This is a genomic window from Alteromonas sp. MmMcT2-2 (genome assembly GCF_022348305.1).
In the GTDB taxonomy this organism is placed as follows: Bacteria; Pseudomonadota; Gammaproteobacteria; order Enterobacterales; family Alteromonadaceae; genus Alteromonas; species Alteromonas macleodii.
On sequence record NZ_JAKRFA010000015.1, the window covers coordinates 77172 to 94656 of the forward strand.

The 17485-nt window shown below is 44.9% G+C and carries 18 protein-coding genes; 11 read left to right on the top strand and 7 right to left on the bottom strand.

What is annotated here, in order from left to right:
- Positions 1–2 precede the first annotated feature (2 nt).
- From MHM99_RS10810 to MHM99_RS10835, 6 genes are all read left to right on the top strand, one after another.
- On the top strand, positions 3–2270 hold the full coding sequence (locus MHM99_RS10810) for a peptidase domain-containing ABC transporter (RefSeq protein ID WP_014977569.1): 2268 nt from the start codon (positions 3–5) through the stop codon (positions 2268–2270).
- On the top strand, positions 2267–2578 hold the full coding sequence (locus tag MHM99_RS10815) for a helix-turn-helix transcriptional regulator (RefSeq protein WP_014950963.1): 312 nt from the start codon (positions 2267–2269) through the stop codon (positions 2576–2578). The genes MHM99_RS10810 and MHM99_RS10815 overlap by 4 nt, the downstream gene beginning before the upstream one ends.
- Before the next feature lie 47 nt (positions 2579–2625).
- The gene (locus tag MHM99_RS10820) at positions 2626–2832 is read left to right on the top strand and encodes a hypothetical protein (RefSeq protein ID WP_171337422.1); all 207 of its coding nucleotides are present in this window, start codon (positions 2626–2628) and stop codon (positions 2830–2832) included.
- Positions 2833–2942: 110 nt separating this feature from the next.
- Positions 2943–3944: a hypothetical protein gene (locus tag MHM99_RS10825; protein ID WP_239219308.1), complete on the top strand. Its 1002-nt coding sequence runs from the start codon at positions 2943–2945 to the stop codon at positions 3942–3944.
- A gap of 131 nt (positions 3945–4075) precedes the next feature.
- A complete protein-coding gene (locus tag MHM99_RS10830; protein WP_239219310.1) occupies positions 4076–4417 on the top strand; it encodes a DUF4258 domain-containing protein in 342 nt (113 codons plus the stop codon).
- A 9-nt stretch (positions 4418–4426) separates the two neighbouring features.
- The gene (locus MHM99_RS10835; protein ID WP_014950967.1) at positions 4427–4870 is read left to right on the top strand and encodes a helix-turn-helix domain-containing protein; all 444 of its coding nucleotides are present in this window, start codon (positions 4427–4429) and stop codon (positions 4868–4870) included.
- A gap of 95 nt (positions 4871–4965) precedes the next feature.
- On the opposite strand, the gene hslU is transcribed toward MHM99_RS10835, so the two are convergent.
- A complete protein-coding gene (gene hslU, locus MHM99_RS10840) occupies positions 4966–6294 on the bottom strand; it encodes an HslU--HslV peptidase ATPase subunit (protein ID WP_239219312.1) in 1329 nt (442 codons plus the stop codon).
- Between the two features lie 82 nt (positions 6295–6376).
- A complete protein-coding gene (gene hslV, locus MHM99_RS10845; protein ID WP_014950969.1) occupies positions 6377–6901 on the bottom strand; it encodes an ATP-dependent protease subunit HslV in 525 nt (174 codons plus the stop codon).
- 302 nt (positions 6902–7203) lie between these two features.
- On the opposite strand from hslV, the gene MHM99_RS10850 reads away from it, so the two are divergent.
- Positions 7204–7752: a DUF1294 domain-containing protein gene (locus tag MHM99_RS10850; RefSeq protein WP_239219314.1), complete on the top strand. Its 549-nt coding sequence runs from the start codon at positions 7204–7206 to the stop codon at positions 7750–7752.
- Between the two features lie 213 nt (positions 7753–7965).
- On the opposite strand, the gene MHM99_RS10855 is transcribed toward MHM99_RS10850, so the two are convergent.
- From MHM99_RS10855 to priA, 3 genes are all read right to left on the bottom strand, one after another.
- Positions 7966–8439, bottom strand: coding sequence for a hypothetical protein (locus MHM99_RS10855; RefSeq protein ID WP_239219316.1), 474 nt, complete (start codon positions 8437–8439; stop codon positions 7966–7968).
- A 350-nt stretch (positions 8440–8789) separates the two neighbouring features.
- Positions 8790–9380, bottom strand: coding sequence for a cbb3-type cytochrome oxidase assembly protein (locus tag MHM99_RS10860; RefSeq protein ID WP_014977575.1), 591 nt, complete (start codon positions 9378–9380; stop codon positions 8790–8792).
- A 131-nt stretch (positions 9381–9511) separates the two neighbouring features.
- Positions 9512–11701 carry a primosomal protein N' gene (gene priA / locus MHM99_RS10865; RefSeq protein ID WP_187447013.1) on the bottom strand — a complete coding sequence of 730 codons (2190 nt, stop codon included), beginning with the start codon at positions 11699–11701 and terminating at the stop codon, positions 9512–9514.
- 467 nt (positions 11702–12168) lie between these two features.
- On the opposite strand from priA, the gene rpmE reads away from it, so the two are divergent.
- Complete coding sequence (rpmE, locus tag MHM99_RS10870) at positions 12169–12381, top strand: 50S ribosomal protein L31 (protein ID WP_014977577.1); 213 nt, start codon at positions 12169–12171, stop codon at positions 12379–12381.
- A 206-nt stretch (positions 12382–12587) separates the two neighbouring features.
- Here rpmE and MHM99_RS10875 read toward each other — a convergent pair whose 3' ends face one another.
- Positions 12588–12905 carry a hypothetical protein gene (locus tag MHM99_RS10875; protein WP_039226843.1) on the bottom strand — a complete coding sequence of 106 codons (318 nt, stop codon included), beginning with the start codon at positions 12903–12905 and terminating at the stop codon, positions 12588–12590.
- Between the two features lie 679 nt (positions 12906–13584).
- On the opposite strand from MHM99_RS10875, the gene MHM99_RS10880 reads away from it, so the two are divergent.
- Positions 13585–14820: a malic enzyme-like NAD(P)-binding protein gene (locus MHM99_RS10880; RefSeq protein WP_014950978.1), complete on the top strand. Its 1236-nt coding sequence runs from the start codon at positions 13585–13587 to the stop codon at positions 14818–14820.
- Positions 14821–14983: 163 nt separating this feature from the next.
- On the opposite strand, the gene metJ is transcribed toward MHM99_RS10880, so the two are convergent.
- Positions 14984–15316, bottom strand: a complete 333-nt coding sequence (gene metJ / locus MHM99_RS10885) for a met regulon transcriptional regulator MetJ (RefSeq protein ID WP_187447014.1) — start codon at positions 15314–15316, stop codon at positions 14984–14986.
- Between the two features lie 161 nt (positions 15317–15477).
- Between metJ and metF the strand changes: the two genes are divergently transcribed.
- Both metF and MHM99_RS10895 read left to right on the top strand, forming a co-directional pair.
- Complete coding sequence (gene metF / locus MHM99_RS10890; RefSeq protein ID WP_014950980.1) at positions 15478–16365, top strand: methylenetetrahydrofolate reductase; 888 nt, start codon at positions 15478–15480, stop codon at positions 16363–16365.
- 226 nt (positions 16366–16591) lie between these two features.
- The gene (locus tag MHM99_RS10895) at positions 16592–17476 is read left to right on the top strand and encodes a virulence factor BrkB family protein (RefSeq protein WP_168463670.1); all 885 of its coding nucleotides are present in this window, start codon (positions 16592–16594) and stop codon (positions 17474–17476) included.
- Positions 17477–17485 lie beyond the last annotated feature (9 nt).

Here is a 17485-nt window from a genome sequence, read left to right on the forward strand (position 1 = left end):
TCATGATGAACATTACACACCCACTTTCAACGCAAATCCTTTATACAAAAAAGCGTGTGCCCGTTGTACTGCAAAGCGAAGCAGCTGAGTGTGGACTTGCTTGTATGACTATGATTGCGCAGTACTATTCTGATAAACGTGATCTAAATGCTCTACGTCAGACTGTGTCTGTGTCGCTACGAGGCACTACGTTAAAAGACGTAATGCGCATTGCAAGTGATTTGGGTTTCCAAACCCGCGCCATCAAGATAGAAATGGAGCACTTAGCGCAATTATCTTGCCCTGCAATTCTACATTGGAACATGAATCACTTTGTTGTGTTAACTAAAGTGAAAGGAAAAACCCTTACCATTCACGACCCCGCGCTTGGAGAAAGAAAACTCACTTATTCTGAGGCGTCGAAGTACATTACCGGTATTGCACTTGAAGTCACGCCTAGCGACACATTTAGTCCCAAGAAGTCCGCGCCACGTTTGGGTCTTAGTCAATTCTTCACTCGAACAACAGGGTTTAAGCGCAATCTTCTAACCCTTTTTGCGTTATCGATTGTGTTGCAGTTATTTGCACTTGCTTCACCCTATTACATGCAAACAGTCGTAGATGATGTATTGATTTACAACAACGATGCATTACTGAAAGCGCTGGCAATAGGGTTTGCCCTGCTACTAATAATAGAAACTTTTACTAGCGGGATAAGAAAGTTCGTTATTCTGTCGGTGTCGTCTCGCCTTCAGCTTCAAATGTCGGCGTCGGTATTTAAGCACTTATTATCGCTTCCCTTGGACTACTTCGACAAGCGACATATTGGCGATGTGGTATCCCGCTTTGGCTCACTGGCGAGTATTCGTGAGTTCCTAACCACCGGCCTGGTTACTGCGCTGTTAGACGGGCTCATGGCAGTGATCACACTAGCAGTAATGATTTTATATTCGCCCAAACTCACTCTGGTTGTAGTGGCGATCATGCTTGCCTACCTCGCCGTTCGTCTTGGACTGCTGCCGTTTATTAAACGTCTTACAACTGAACGCATTGCGCTTGCAGCATTAGAACAAAGTCACTTTATGGAAAGCGTACGCGCTATCCTACCTATTCGCGTATACAGCCAAGAAGTACAGCGCCACGGGCAGTGGCAAAACAAGCTTGTCGCCACGCTAAACAAAGACATCACTCTTGGAAAAATCAACATAGGCAGCGCACTGACCAATCAGCTATTGTTTGGCGCTGAAAATTTGGTCGTTGTGTATATTGGTGCCAGCCTGGTTATGGAAGGAACCCTTTCGATAGGGATGCTGCTGGCATTTATGGCGTACAAAGCTCGCTTTGTCAGCGCATTAGATGGCGTAGTTAACAAGCTGATTGAGCTTAGTATGTTAGGTGTTCACTTCAACCGCTTAAGCGACATTTTACTTACACCATCACAGCAGAAGCCTCTGTCGTTAAAAACTAAGGACGATACATTTGAAAAACAAAACGTTCATTTTAGCAATGCAGACGTCCCCAACTCATCCACGTCCAACTCACTTGCACCTAACGTTTTAACACCTGATGGCGCAAGTACGCCCTCGCTTCTTGATGCCAAAACTCGCCCTGTAGCGCTTAAAGCGACGGCGCTCAGTTATCGCTACAGTGAAACCAATGCGTGGGTGTTTAAAAATCTAATGTTCTCGGTACATAGCGGAGAGATCGTCGCAATCACAGGCGATAGCGGCTGTGGAAAAAGCACAATGCTTAAGTGCCTGATGGGACTGTACCCTGTTTCAGAAGGCAATATCGAACACCCAAGCTCTACAAACCCAGTCATCGCGTCAGTGCTTCAGGAGGATACCTGTTTAAGCGGCACCATCGCGCAAAATATCTGTTGTTTTGAAGAAGCTCCCGATCTCAAGAAAATGGTTTACGTCGCTCAGCTTGCCTGTATCCATGAAGAAATCATGCAAATGCCTATGCAATACCACTCCTTGGTCGGTGATATGGGTAGCAGCTTAAGTGGTGGTCAAAAACAGCGCCTGCTTCTAGCAAGAGCGCTTTACCAAGAGCCAGACATTTTATTTTTAGACGAAGCAAGCAGTCACCTAGATATGGAAAACGAGGCTCAGATAAATCATCACCTTAAGTCTCTAAATATGACGCGAATTATTGTGGCACATCGGCCTCAATCAATTGCCATGGCAGACAAGGTTTATCGTCTGGAAAACGGCAACTTACATCTATGCCCTCCCACTGAAGTAACAGGAAGCGCAACATCAGGTAAACACGGAGAAACACTATGAAAACACATGAAATCAGAGAACCCGCAGTATTGATGACAGCAGCTGAACGCATGCAAATAGATGCGAACGGCATTACCGCCCGGAACAGCGTTATCCCCATTGACTGTTTATCAAAACGCGAACTACAAGTTGCACACAAAATAATGGAAGGACGCTCAAATAAGGTTATTGCCTCAGAGCTATTCATCAGTGAAAGGACCGTCAAATTTCACTGCGCCAACATTTACAAAAAGCTCAACATTAGCAACCGTTCTGTGCTTATTGCCTGCTGTTTTAGAACCCTTTACCAAGAAGTGGCTTCGCTGTAAGCGTGTCCACTTCATTACTCACCACGCCACTACAAGGAGCGTACATTATGAAAAACCATCCATTAACTCAGAACCAACCAGCGAATACTAAGCTTGCTACCGTTGCTGAATCTCAGCTATTTGAGGTATCCGGCGGCCTACGAGCTCGCCTAAGTGAAAGTGTGCCGGTAGTCGCTCCAACACCTAAAGAGCCCGTTTACATAACCCTGGCTATTGGTGAAGGCGGCGGCAAACTACCTGATATTTTGTCGTAACCTACCGCCTATCAAAGTCAACACATGGATACGGTTTAGGCAGTATCCCATGTGTTGATTTAAGGGCTACTAGATTCTTTGAACACTTACAACGCTAGCAAGGAATGCAAATGCACGTCGCACTACTAGGCAGTGAACAAGACCCACAGATCCAACATATAGCCAAAGCACTTCACCAAAATAACACGCCCTTTTATTTTGCCAATACACAACATTTTGGTTCTACGTGGAAGATCAGCTACGACCCTGACTTCGATGACGGGCTAATTCATTTCAATTCGCCTTCACTTTGCGACCAACCTAGAGTCACGTTCTCGAATACCCAGGCCGCTTATTGGCATGAGTACCTACCTGGCATACCGCTAAAAGCCCCTAGTGATAATGCTAAAAACGATGCCAGTGCAGATGCTCAAACACAAGGTGATAGACCTCATGATAGTGAATCTACTTTGCTAGAAAACGCAGGGTGGGTTGAGCAAGAGCGAGCAAGTACGCTACTTTGCTGGTTCAGCTATAGCGATATTAAATGGGTGAACTCTATCGACGCTGTTCGAAGCCACCAGTGTAAACCTTATCAATCGCGTATTGCTGGTAAACTAGGAGCACATATTCCCTACACCTTTGTTGGCAATGCACCCGAGGTTGCTTCGCAGTTTTGTAACAATATGCGAGACGTTATTTACAAGCCCGTACGCGGCGGTCGAACTGCGCAGTTTGTGAATAAACAACCAAACATGCGCCCGTTACTCAATGCGCTTTTAGGTGAACGCCCTGTTACCTTTCAAAAATATATTGCAGGCGTGAATGTACGAAGCTATGTGCTTGGCAATGACGTACTCAGCGTACAAATCGACTCAAGTGAATTAGATTACAGGAATGACGACAATGCGAGCGTATCGGTAACCCTAGTCCCCAGCGACGTTAAGCAGTTAGCTATCAAAATATGCAAAGCATTAGGTATGCACTGGTGTGCTATCGACTGGCGTAAAAGTGCGAAGGGAAAATACTTTTTTTTAGAGGCCAACCCCAGCCCTAATTTTTTGAAAATAGAAAACGATACCGGTCTAGATATAACAGAAAAATTGGTAGCACTGCTGGTAAAGACTTCGTAGTAGCAAGCAGGACGTTTAGAGGCTAATTGGGTTTCCAAAACAAATTTGCGATTGTTTAGAAGCCTTTACGCAATCATTGACAATACCCCAACAACCTATCAATATGATAGGATGAATTTCAAAAGGCATTCATGGTTAATCACAATCCCCAAGGAATTAATGAATTCCCTCTTACAGAGGAAACTGCCAGAAAAATAATGAATGACCTCGCAGAAAACTATACTCACCGGATTCGGTGGACTAAACATGTTAAACAGCGCATGCATGAGCGAGGAATCACTACAGGTCAGGTAATCACTTTATTAAAAAGTAAGCACTCAGTATTTAGAGAGGGGCCATATCTTGATATTTCTGGAGACTGGAAATTTAATTTGAAAGGTTTAGCTGCGGGCAAAGTTATCGAACTCACTGTTGCACTTAAAAATCATCATGATAGTCCAATGTCATTTCTAATTACTGTATGGATAAGTTGAGAGGGTAAAATGTACCATTACACTGAAAGCGGGTTATCAAATGTATACCTGAAAAACGGTGTTACCGTTGAAGTTGTAGACGGTGAAGAATATACAAGCATTGACGATATGAACGGTCTTCATAGTGCGATAGCACAGACAATTGTTAATACCAACAAGCCTCTTGCTCATGATGAGTTTAAATTCTTACGTGTAGAACTAAATGTTTCTCAAAAAATGCTGGCGAATCGTTTTGGTGTTGATGAACAGACCATTGCGCGTTATGAGAAAGGTCAAACAAAAATTCCACGGACAACAGATGCTGCCTTAAGAGCCTTATACATGGAAAGCCAAGAGAAGAATAATCCCGTAAGTTACTTTCTTGATTTACTAGCAAATACCCAAGCGGAAGAAGCTGCAAAAATAATTCGTCTTGAAGAAGTCGAAGACCATTGGGAAAAAGTAGAATGGTAAAAAAGCCGACTTAACGTCGGCTTTTTAATTCTTGTTCATGTAGAAGGGTTAGTTGAACATATCAACTAACGGGGAAACTTCTACTTAGCGCTAAATTACAAGATAAAGCGCGACAGATCTTCGTTATCTACCAAGGTTTCTAGGTGGCTGTTAACGTAATCAGCATCAATCACGAATGACTCACCGCTCTTTTCAGAGGCGTCAAACGAGATGTCTTCCATAAGGCGCTCTAGCACGGTGTGCAAACGGCGGGCACCAATGTTTTCAGTGCGCTCATTCACCTGCCATGCCGCTTCGGCTATACGCTGAATACCAGAATCGTCGAAACTAATATCCACGCCTTCTGTCTTCATTAGCGCAATGTACTGGTGCGTTAATGACGCATTCGGCTCGGTAAGAATGCGCTTGAAGTCACCGACTTTAAGGGCAGATAGCTCAACGCGAATTGGAAGACGACCCTGAAGCTCTGGAATAAGGTCAGACGGCTTGCTCATTTGGAATGCGCCCGAAGCGATAAACAAGATATGGTCAGTTTTAATCATGCCGTGTTTTGTCGATACCGTTGAACCTTCCACAAGTGGAAGCAAGTCACGCTGAACACCTTCGCGAGACACATCGGCCGACGAGTTGCCCTCACGCTTACAGATTTTGTCAATTTCGTCGATAAACACAATACCGTGCTGCTCTACCGACTCAATGGCTTTTTCTTTCAAATCTTCTTGATTCACAAGGCGTGCAGCCTCTTCTTCAATAAGTAGTTTGAACGCTTCTTTAATTTTCAGCTTCTTCTTTTTCTTTTGCGAACCCGACAAATTCTGGAACATGCCCTGAAGCTGATTGGTCATTTCTTCCATACCTGGAGGCGCCATAATTTCTACGCCCACCTGCGGAAGTGCCACATCAATTTCAATTTCTTTGTCGTCTAAGTCGCCCTGACGAAGCTTTTTACGAAATGCTTGGCGCGTACCGCGATCTTCAACATTTTCCTTATTACCCCATGCATCTTCTGGTGGAGGCAGCAAAACGTCTAAAATGCGCTCTTCCGCAGCTTCTTCTGCGCGGAATTTCACCTTTTTCATTTCATTTTCTTTCGTCATCTTCACCGCAATATCAGCAAGATCACGAATGATGGTCTCAACTTCTTTACCTACATAGCCCACTTCAGTGAACTTAGTCGCTTCAACTTTAATGAACGGCGCGTTAGCAAGTTTTGCTAAACGGCGGGCTATTTCAGTTTTACCCACACCCGTAGGGCCAATCATCAAAATATTTTTTGGCGTAACTTCTTGGCGCAGCTCAGGTTCAAGCTGCATACGACGCCAGCGATTTCGAAGTGCAATAGATACAGCGCGCTTGGCATCTTGTTGACCAATAATATGTCGGTCTAACTCGTGAACAATTTCTCTTGGTGTCATTTCAGACATGAATAAACCCTTTTCTAACAGCGCTTGCTGTACTCAAATTCATACGAGCGACAGCAAGCCGATAACAGCACTCAGCTATTACTTAGTAATCTAGTACATCAACCGTTTGGCTATGGTTAGTGAATACGCAAATATCACCCGCTATGGTCAGTGCTTTTTCAGCAATTTCTTTCGCGCTTAGCTCTGTATTTTCAAGTAGTGCAGTAGCTGCAGCTTGCGCGTAGTTACCACCAGAGCCAATCGCAATAAGATCTTGTTCTGGCTGCACCACATCACCGTTACCGGTAATGATAAACGATGCGGTTTCGTCTGCTACGGCAAGCAATGCCTCTAGTTTGCGAAGCGCCCTGTCAGTCCGCCAGTCTTTGGCAAGCTCTACCGCCGCTTTGGTCAAATGGCCTTGGTGGGCTTCAAGCTTTGCTTCAAAGCGCTCAAACAGCGTAAATGCGTCGGCCGTGCCACCAGCAAAGCCCGCTAAAATCTTGTCGTGGTATAAACGGCGCACTTTGCGCGCATTACCTTTCATTACGGTATTGCCCAGTGATACCTGTCCGTCACCGGCCATTACCACTTGATTCCCACGTCGTACAGATACAATCGTTGTCACGTTAATTCCCCGTTTGGCTGGGCGCTGCTGCGTTTTTCGTCTAGCAAAGGCAGCAGCGTTCAAATTCAATAACAAATAAGTGGGGGAAGGCTTTTTAATTTCAAGGGTAAGACAAAAGAATGTGCGCTCAGAGCTGCCTACTATATGGGCTTAGCGCATACGGTGCTTATTGAATACATCATTTATTGAGTGCATACTCTCGCCAACACACTCTATGGCCAAGTGAAATAATGCCTAGGTGATAGAGCACAGATAAAGTAGCAACAATGAAGACGCTACATAATGGTTTTAAAGGAGTGGTAGTGAAGTATCAGGGAAGAATTCAACAGTGGGACGATGCTAAAGGTTATGGTTTTGTAGAGCCTAACGGTGGAGGCACGCGCGCGTTTACTCATATCGAAGCGTTTAAACAACGCTCTAGGCGCCCGGTTAATGGCGACATTATTGTTTATGAAGTTGAGCAGGATAGAAATGGTAATCACCGCGCCTGCAACATCAGCTTACTCAAGGATCACAAAGCAAAACGTTTACGCGCCAATAAGCCAACCTCGCGAAGAAAACGTAATGTTATCGTACTGAGTATTTTCTCCGGTGCACTTGCGTTATTTACATTGTCAGGTCGGCTACCGTTTATAGTACCTATCGTTTATGGCGCGGTAAGTTTGCTTACCATACTGTTTTACGGCATAGACAAATCGGCTGCAAAAAAGGAAAAACGGCGAGTTTCAGAAGCAAAACTGCATATATTAAGCCTATTGGGAGGTTGGCCTGGTGCATTGCTAGCCCAACAGATGTCAATACCAATCCGCATAGATAATTGCCCACTCAGAAGGCGCTGGCAAGTTTCCTAGCAAAGCGTGGGAATGCAGGAATGGCTGTTCCCTTTCAAATTCCCAGAATGAAGCTAGGAAGCTTGCCAGACCTTCCCGAAGGGACTGGTATGAGCATAAGCGTAGTAAATCGGCATTCATGAGGGTTTATTGGGTAACGGTTTTGGTTAATCTCATTTTGCTTGGGCTAATTGCATTTGAAGTGATTAATACGCAGGCATTCATGGTTGAAATTTAGCGAAATCGATACCCTTCAATGTCAAAACCAAAACCACTTTCGTAGCCCTTAACATACACCCATCCTTTATTCGGTAGGCGTTTGTGCTCACTTTCCCTTAAGCATAAGCGCCCATCAGACAGGGGACCGTTCTCTTTTAGCAAAAGTGGATGTCGACAGTGCTTAGAGCCGCTTCCTTTTTCATAAGCAAATTTTCTTTCTGTTTCTTGTTTATCGGACGCTAAGTGAAGCGTGTAGGGCAATGCCGTATCAACAAAACTAAACCACAAGAAAAAGGCTAATAGCGGCATGCCAAATAACGTCATTTTTCCACGCAAATCTTTAGTTACATACTGCGCGTATCGTTTATCAACAAAAATAGTGAGGTAATAAAAGGCGCTATAAACAACAGTGAGAAGTACGATGGCCCAATTCGAATTGTCTAGCCAAGAATTGATCACAATAAAATCGGTTAAAACAATTACGAACATTGCGCCAATGAGTACTAAAAAAGCGCCGTTACTGATACGTGTTATTGGATGAAGCTCAGACCACTTAGGTCGAGTAAAATGCTCATCTTGATGGGCGCTATCCGTATCATTCTCAGGTGGCAGCGTTGCCCGCTTAGCAGCGAGCTCATTTTTTGCTGCCTGATAGCGTTCTGGAAAGGCCTGCTTATCAATATTTTCCAGAACGTCCTCAAGCTCTTCTATGCTATAAGCGGCGTAATTTGGTTGTTCGGTGATGGCAATACATTGATACTTCCTTGTAAACGCATCCTTTCTCTACGCGCTATTTCAGCGCCGTATGCACCGCATTAAGTGTTACCTACAATAATCTGCTACAAATTCCAGTACCAAATTTGGCATGTCGCAATGTTCACTTTACGCAGACTGTGCTTGGCTTTTTCTGCATCACGCTTAGACTCGTAAGGGCCCAGAATAACGCGGAACCAATCGCCGTTGCTGCCAGTGCTGTGTCTGATAAGCGCCTCTAAACCTTGGAATGCAATTTTGGCTTTCATCTCTTCAGCCTGCGCGCGGGTTCTAAACGAGGCGCACTGCATTAAATAGCGTTTGTCAGATTTTTCTTGCTCTTTGACCTCAACTTCTACTTCATATCCTGGAAGGGTCTTAATGTACTCCCATTCTTCTTCAGGAAGCTCAGGTAACGTCTCTTCTGTAGGAGCCACAGGTCGTGAAGCTTGTGTATCCACGTCGTCTTCTACATTGTCTTTTATTGACCACAAAAATGCACCAAAGCCAATCACCAATGCGAATACGCCAACAAGGCGCACAATAGGAAGTTTTCCAGAAACCGGGGCGTTAGATTGCGCATTTGATTGCGCGCTTCTGGCCGGTTTTCTACCTTTACCAGCAGGCTTCTTTTTTTGAGGAGAGCGTCCACGAGAGACATAATCGCGTTGAGCCATAGTCGGCAATATTCCTACTTGTTATCGTTGTTTGTATGCGTAAGAAAACGTCATATACCAAATCTTTATGAAGCAGCAGCTTTCCTGCACTTCAATCCTGCAGAAATTTTAACGTATTGCAACCCAACAAGCTAACTGAAATCGGTAGGATCAATATCTATCGACCACCTTACCTTCATTGCCTGTGGCAACGCCTGTAAAAATGGCAGCGCCAAACGCAGCGCATTGTGAAGCGGCGCACGCTTTTCATGGCTGCATACCAGCATAAACCGAAACCTGCCTTGCCGCTTTTCAATCAAACAAGGAAACGGGCCATTTAGCTCAATGGCATGCTGCTGGAGAAATACTTGCTTACTGTCTTGTAAAAAGCGGTAGGCCAAACTGCTGTCGGTCGCTTCTGCGCGAATGACAAACTGGCTAATAAATGGGGGAAGCCCTGCCGCTTTTCGCTCCATTAAAGCGTGTCTGGCGAAATGCCCATAGCCATTGTGCACTAAATCTTGTAGCAAAGGGTGATGGGGGTTGTGAGTTTGCAGCCACATCTCACCAGGTTTACTGGCGCGCCCTGCTCTTCCAGCAAGCTGAGTTACAAGCTGAGCGAGCTTTTCTGGTGCTCTAAAATCGGCACTAAAAAGTGCACCATCACAATCTAGCACCGCCACTAAGGTTACATGCGGAAAATGGTGACCTTTTGATAGTATTTGGGTACCTACCAGCAGCTGGTACTCTTGGCGGTTTATTGCATCTAGCGTCTGATGCAGTTTGTCTTTGCCCCGCACGGTATCGCTGTCTATTCGTACCTGCTTAACACCGGGAAATAAACTTGCAAGCCCTTGCTCGACTTGCTCGGTGCCCGTACCCGCCGTAACTAATTCATTGTGATGGCACGCTTCGCAGTTTGATGGCATTGAGCGCATGCCGCCGCAGTGATGACACTGTAAACGGTTCTGCGCTTTATGCACAGTATAAGGGCGGTCACAACGCTTACACATGACGGTTTCGCCGCAGTGATGGCAAAGCAGCGCTGGCGCATAGCCTCTGCGATTCACAAACACCAATACCTGATTTCCCGCGTTGATATGCTGGCGCATTATCGTTAGCAAGCCTTGCGAAATACCGTAGTGAATGGGTTGGTCACGCGCGTCCAACACATGCTGATGCGTGCTTTTCGCCCCTCCCGCTCGCTTAGTTAACTGCAAATGGGCATAGCGACCGCTTAGCGCATTATTAAGTGTTTCGAGTGCGGGCGTGGCGCTGCCTAATAAAAGAGGAATATTGTGCTGCTTAGCCCGCATAGCTGCCAAGTCACGGGCGTGGTAGCGAAGTCCATCTTGTTGTTTAAAAGACTCGTCGTGCTCTTCATCCACAATCAGCATGCCGGGGTTGTGCAGCGGGGTGAAAATAGCCGAGCGAGTACCGATGATTATCCCGAGTTCACCTGCTTTTGCTCGCTGCCATACATGTAACCGTTCTTTATCAGAAAGCTGAGAGTGTAAAACGCCCACTGCAATACCAAAGCGCTTTTCAAAGCGTGACACCGTTTGCGGCGTCAGCCCAATTTCTGGCACAAGTATAAGCACTTGCTTCCCTTCACGCAGCAAGGGTTCGATAGCTTGAAGATACACTTCCGTTTTACCGCTACCGGTAATCCCTTCAAGCAAACTTACAGCGAAATTGCCCTGCTGACGATTAAGTGCGGCAATGGCAACCGATTGCTCAGTATCTGGAATTGGCTTTTCAGACACCGATAACGAGGCAAGCCAACTGCCTGACTTAAATTCAGGCGCAACTTCTTCAATGCTTATCAATGACTTTTCGACAAGTGCTTTGACCGCAGGTGCGCCATACTGCTTGCGCGCTTGGGACGCTAATAAGGCACCACCGGCCAGTGCAGTAAAACAGGCTTGTTGTTTAGGCGCCCGCGATAACGTGTCTGCAGTCGTTTGCTTACCTTCTTCGGTAAGCATCAACATGTCTTGGGGTGTTGGCGCTGCTGACTCGCCTTTGCGCAATAAAACAGGCAGCATGGCGTGTAGCACTTCACCCGGCGCATGATGATAGTACTGCCACAGCCATTGGGCCATTTTCAATAACACCCCATCTATAATAGGGCTATCGTCCAGTACCGACTCAATGGCTTTTAGCTTGTTGGAGTTTTCAATGTCGCTTTCAGTTTTGTGTAGGGTTTCAACAACTACGCCCACAAGTTTGCGCGGACCGAAAGGCACAACTACTCTTACACCCGCACTTAGTGCGTTATCGTGGGTATACGTGAAAAGTTGGCGCAGTGGCACTGGCACGGCAACTTGGATAAAGGCCATTGCGAAGGTTCTACCTTATTTGACGATTGTTAAAGCGCGTAATGCGCTTACTAAGCTTCTTATGTTGAAACTAATTATACTGAGGCTTCTTGCAGACCTATACGTTACAGCAGTTTGCGCTGCTAACAGCTAGCTACACATTTTGCTATTAGCGCATGATTTTGCCACTTGAGCATCTGACCGAGCCTTGAAAGACAAATATTTAAACATACTTTACTGTTAAGCATAAAAAGAATGTTTTTTGTTTGGCCTTTTTATACGGCTACCTTTTTATACGGCTACCTTGCCTAGCTCTCTTGTTTAGCATTTGGCCAAAAACCGCTTGATCAAGGCCCTGCCATCCTTTATTATGCGCCGCTCTTTTGCGATAGGCTGTTCTTTGAACAACTTATCATTTGAATTAAGTAACGTATGGTGTGCGACTTCGGGTTGTATAGCGATACGGCCTTATTATGTGAGGTAACCCAATGAAACAAGATATCCACCCAAAATACGAAGCAATCACAGCAACTTGCTCATGTGGTAACGTAATGAACATTCGCTCTACGCTTGGTAAAGACATCAACCTAGACGTATGTTCTTCATGTCACCCATTCTACACTGGTAAGCAACGTAACGTTGACACTGGTGGTCGTGTTGATCGCTTCAAGAAGCGTTTCGGTGCATTGGGCAAAAAGTAAGCCTGATATCGAGTTCGAAAAAAAGCGCCTTTATGGCGCTTTTTTATTGCTTAAAATTCACGCTTCACACAAACAAGGTGTGCCAAACAGCGCTTTACCGCCGTTGTCCTACGTCAGGCCAGTACCTAGCCAGTTTAACAAGCCCTGCAACTCGCCTTTCTGAAAACGTTTTTAGCTTAATTTACAATATTCAGCGTAACCTGAACTCAGTGAAGGTTTTTAACATTAGATAAATGCCTGTCCCAATTGCCGCCACTCACTTTCTTACACTCTTCTTCGCTATCAAAATAAATACCAACGGGTGCTGACTTAATTGACGCCAAAGCAATATTCACTTGGTTTATGAAGTCTATATCCCAACCATTAGTTAACGCCCGCTGCTTCTCCTGCTCAGTATTAAACACGGCAATCACTTGCGGCGCTCTCCAATGCCCTACGTGAGTTAGCCAAACAAATCCATTATTGGTAGATTTTACGCTTTCGCACACATCGGTTAGCACGGTTATTAGTTTTCTTTCTGTCATATCCTCGCCTTCAGCGCGAATTTTGAGTGGGCTTTCACAGGATTTTATCAGAAATATTAGATGGAGAATTAACGAGGTATATCCCTTCGTTCCATTTTCCTGATTTGGGTTTCTGTCCAATGCATTTATGAGAACGTAGACCCCTTTGATAGCTTTGTTTTCATCCTCCACACAATAGACCTACAGAATGTTACAACAAGTAAAAATAAATAGCATGAATGGTAATTATAGCCCCATTTTACTGGTCTAATTAGTATGCCTAACCTACATTGGTATATGAGAATTCTGATCAGATATGTACACAGTGATTGGCTGTGTTAGAGTTGCGATCGGCACTTTGATAGTGAGCATTAATTCTGTGAATAATGCATTGCTTTCAAGACTTATGGCGCTTTTGGGTACATAAACCAGAGGCTTGTATCCATTAAGGTATGTGAACAAAATCAGTAAAGGTTAACGCCTAGTCTGCTTTTCCACATGCCACCTTGGGGCCTATTGATGATTGCTGTAAAACAAAGATCAACAAGCCCTAGTGCTAACAACTATTTATAATCACTTTTGTCATTACTTGGTTGTAACGCGCTTACGTTTATCTACCTATAACTATAACGACAATAAAATAGCTACAGAGCGTGAACGAAAACACCGATGAACCCTACATCTAAGGATACCTTTTTACATGTCAGATTTTAGACAACGCGCACTCGACTATCACGCCAAACCCACACCCGGAAAAATCCGCGTAGAGTTATCTAAGCCAGCAGATAGCGTCGATGACCTTGCTCTTGCCTACAGCCCAGGCGTTGCCGAGCCGGTCAGAGAAATTGCTGAAGATGCAGATAACGCCTATAAGTACACGGGTAAAGGAAACCTGGTTGCCGTTATCAGTAACGGAACCGCGATTTTAGGGTTGGGTAACCTAGGCCCACTGGCATCGAAACCTGTTATGGAAGGTAAAGCCCTTCTGTTTAAACGCTTTGCTGGCCTGGATGCCATTGACATTGAAGTGAAGCATCGTACAACCGAAGAGTTCATTAATACAGTAGCGAATATCGCTGACACATTTGGCGGCATTAACTTAGAAGACATTAAAGCGCCTGAATGCTTTGAGATTGAACAAGAGCTAATTAAGCGCTGTAAAATTCCGGTATTTCATGATGATCAGCACGGTACCGCTATTGTTACTGCAGCGGGCATGCTTAATGCTCTGGAAATTCAGGGTAAAAGCATAGAGAGCGCTAAAATTGTGTGTATGGGTGCCGGTGCAGCAGCGGTCGCTTGTATGGAACTGCTTATAAAGTGTGGTGCCCAGCGTGAGCGTATTTATATGCTAGACAGAAAAGGCGTTATCCATACTCGTCGCGAAGACTTAACTGAGCACAAAAAGCTATTTGCTAACAATACTGACAAGCGTACGCTTGAAGATGTAATGGAAGGCGCGGATATTTTTGTTGGTGTGTCAGGACCGGATGTTTTACCACCAGAAACACTGGCCTTGATGGCTGAAAACCCAATTGTATTTGCATGTTCTAACCCAGACCCTGAGATAAAGCCTGAACTTGCTCACGAAGTACGTAAAGATCTTATTATGGCTACCGGACGCTCGGACTACCCTAACCAGGTTAACAACGTACTGTGTTTCCCGTTTATTTTCCGTGGAGCACTAGATGTTCGTGCAACGGCCATTAACGATGAAATGAAAGTAGCGGCAGTAGAAGCCCTTCGTGCTATCACGAAGGAGCCTGTACCAGAAGAAGTACTAGCTGCCAGTAAGAGTACTAGTCTGACATTTGGTAAGGAGTACATTATTCCTAAACCTATGGACCCGCGTTTATGCGAGCGTATTGCTACCGCCGTATCTAAGGCTGCGATTGAATCTGGCGTTGCACGCGTGCCTGAAAGCCCAGAAGAATAAAATTCTGGCGCATAAAGCAAAAAAATGGAGGGGCTAGTGCCCAACCTTTATTTGCTAAAAGGTGCGCTTAGAGAATACAAGTACATAAAAAACGGCGCCGTGTTGTAGGTTATCAACTAGCAATAACTTACAACAAAGCGCCGTTTCTCTTTAATACCAAATATCAGTCGTCTTCCGACACATCGTTTTCGAAGCTTGGATCAATACCCATTTCTTCCATAATACGTCTTACTTCAGCCGGTACGCGATTAGGATTGTCTTTGCGCAGGTCATCATCGTTAGGCAATGGTTGACCGGTAAACGCATGCAAAAATGCTTCGCACAACAGTTCTGAATTAGTGGCGTGACGCAGATTATTGATTTGGCGGCGAGTACGCTCATCAGTAAGCGCCTTAAGCACATTAATAGGTATAGAGACAGTGACTTTCTTTACCTGTTCGCTCTTCTTGCCATGCTCTGCGTAGGGGTGAATATATTTACCGTTCCATTCTGCCATTGTACTAACTCGGTCTACTCTTTTTTATGTTATGAAGAGAAATTCTAAACAAGTTCACGAAAAGGTCAATTGAGCAGTGTAAACCTCTTGACGTCTAGACATATATTCTTTAATTTAGACGTCTAAACGTCTATAAGAATACATTTTTGAGAGAAAAAGCCATGGTTTCTTACGCACAAGGTATCGATGCATTAAACCAGTCCCTGTCGGAACTGCGTGATATTGATGTATCTTTTGAATTCTTTCCGCCTAAAACGGAAGCCATGGAACAGACCCTGTGGAAGTCAGTTGAACGTCTCGCGCCACTAAAGCCAAGCTACATGTCGGTAACCTACGGCGCGAATAGCGGTGAGCGTGACAGAACCCACGACGTTGTAAAACGCATTCAGCAGCAAACCGGTGTCGCGGCGGTTCCTCACTTGACCTGTGTTGATGCTAGCCGAGATGAACTTAAACAAATTGCTAAAGACTACTGGGATTCAGGCATTCGCCGTATTGTTGCGCTTCGTGGCGATTTACCGCCAGGAGTAGAAAAGACAGAGATGTATGCCTCTGATCTTGTTGCCTTGCTAAAAGACGTTGCCGATTTTGATATTTCTGTTGCTGCCTATCCAGAGAAGCACCCTGAAGCACCAAATGCGCAGTTTGATTTACTAAACCTTAAGCGCAAAGCAGAAGCAGGTGCCACAGAAGCGATAACCCAGTTCTTTTTCGATACGAGTGTGTACCTTCGATTTAGAGACCGTGCAGCCGCAGCGGGTGTCGACTTAGATATCGTTCCGGGTATTTTGCCGGTAACCAACTACCAAACACTGGTGAAATTTGCGGGGTTCACAAATGTTCATGTGCCGGGATGGTTGCACAAGATGTTTGACGGCCTTGATGCCGACGACCAAGCTACCCGTAATCTTATAGGCGCTAACATTGCTATGGACCAAGTTAAAGTACTCGCTAAAGAAGGGGTAAAACACTTCCATTTCTATACTTTGAACCGTAGTGAATTGAGCTACGCCATCTGCCACATGCTCGGCGTGCGTTCAGGCGCTTAATAAATAACGACAATCAGGACCGTGCTTACGTTGTTTAATGAAGTACTCCACAAAAGGCGCAGTCAATGCGCCTTTGTTGTATAAAGCCTGCATTAAACTTTGCCACCAAGGCCGCCCGCAGTTACCATCTGATATAACATGTAATGAACTATCGATGCTTTATAACAGTACGCATAGATAAAACCGCGCTGTTTACCATTTACACGGTATCGTCAGGAGAAATTGAGTGGATTTAGACAAGGTTAAAGCCTTATATAACAATGTTACTCCTCAGGTTAGAGATCTCTTTAACATCTTCATAAAGCGCTGTAGAGAAGACAATATTACTATCTCTGCTGGGCACTTAGCCTATGTAACTTTATTATCTTTAGTACCATTTATCATGGTGACCTTTACCATTATGTCGGCTTTTCCTGCCTTCGCATCTGTGAGAAGCAAGCTCGAACATTTTGTTTTTAGCAACTTTGTTCCCACCGCCAGTGATGTGGTGCATAAATACATGACCGATTTTGTAGGCAATGCCTCACAAATGAGTGCTATTGGTATTTTGTCGCTGCTGCTCGTTGCGTTAATGCTTATATCAAACGTAGATAAAACCCTGAATAGAATTTGGCGTACGCAAAGTGACAGACCTATTGTGTATACCTTTGCTATTTACTGGATGGTGATCACTCTTGGTCCAATGTTAATCGGGTCCAGTGTGGTGGTCAGTTCTTATTTAACTGGATTAGCGGCATTCACCGAAGAATACACACCAGGTCTTGGTACCTTCTTACTCAGTCTTGTACCAAGCGGCGCAGCCATGCTTGCTTTCACCATTTTATACATGGTGGTTCCTAATAGAAGAGTCTTTGCTCGTCACGCACTGGTTGGCGCTATCGTGGCTACTATCGCTTTTGAAATTACCAAGTCAGGCTTTGCGCTTTATGTTACGAACTTTCCTTCGTACGAACTTATTTACGGCGCGCTTGCGGTGGTACCTATTCTGTTTTTGTGGGTGTATTTGTCGTGGGTAATTGTGCTGTTTGGTGCTGAATTTACCTGCAGCCTAGGTGAAGCGTTTGAAAACAGAAAAGCAGAAAACGAACCCCGCAAGGTACCTCAAGAATAATCAGCCCTA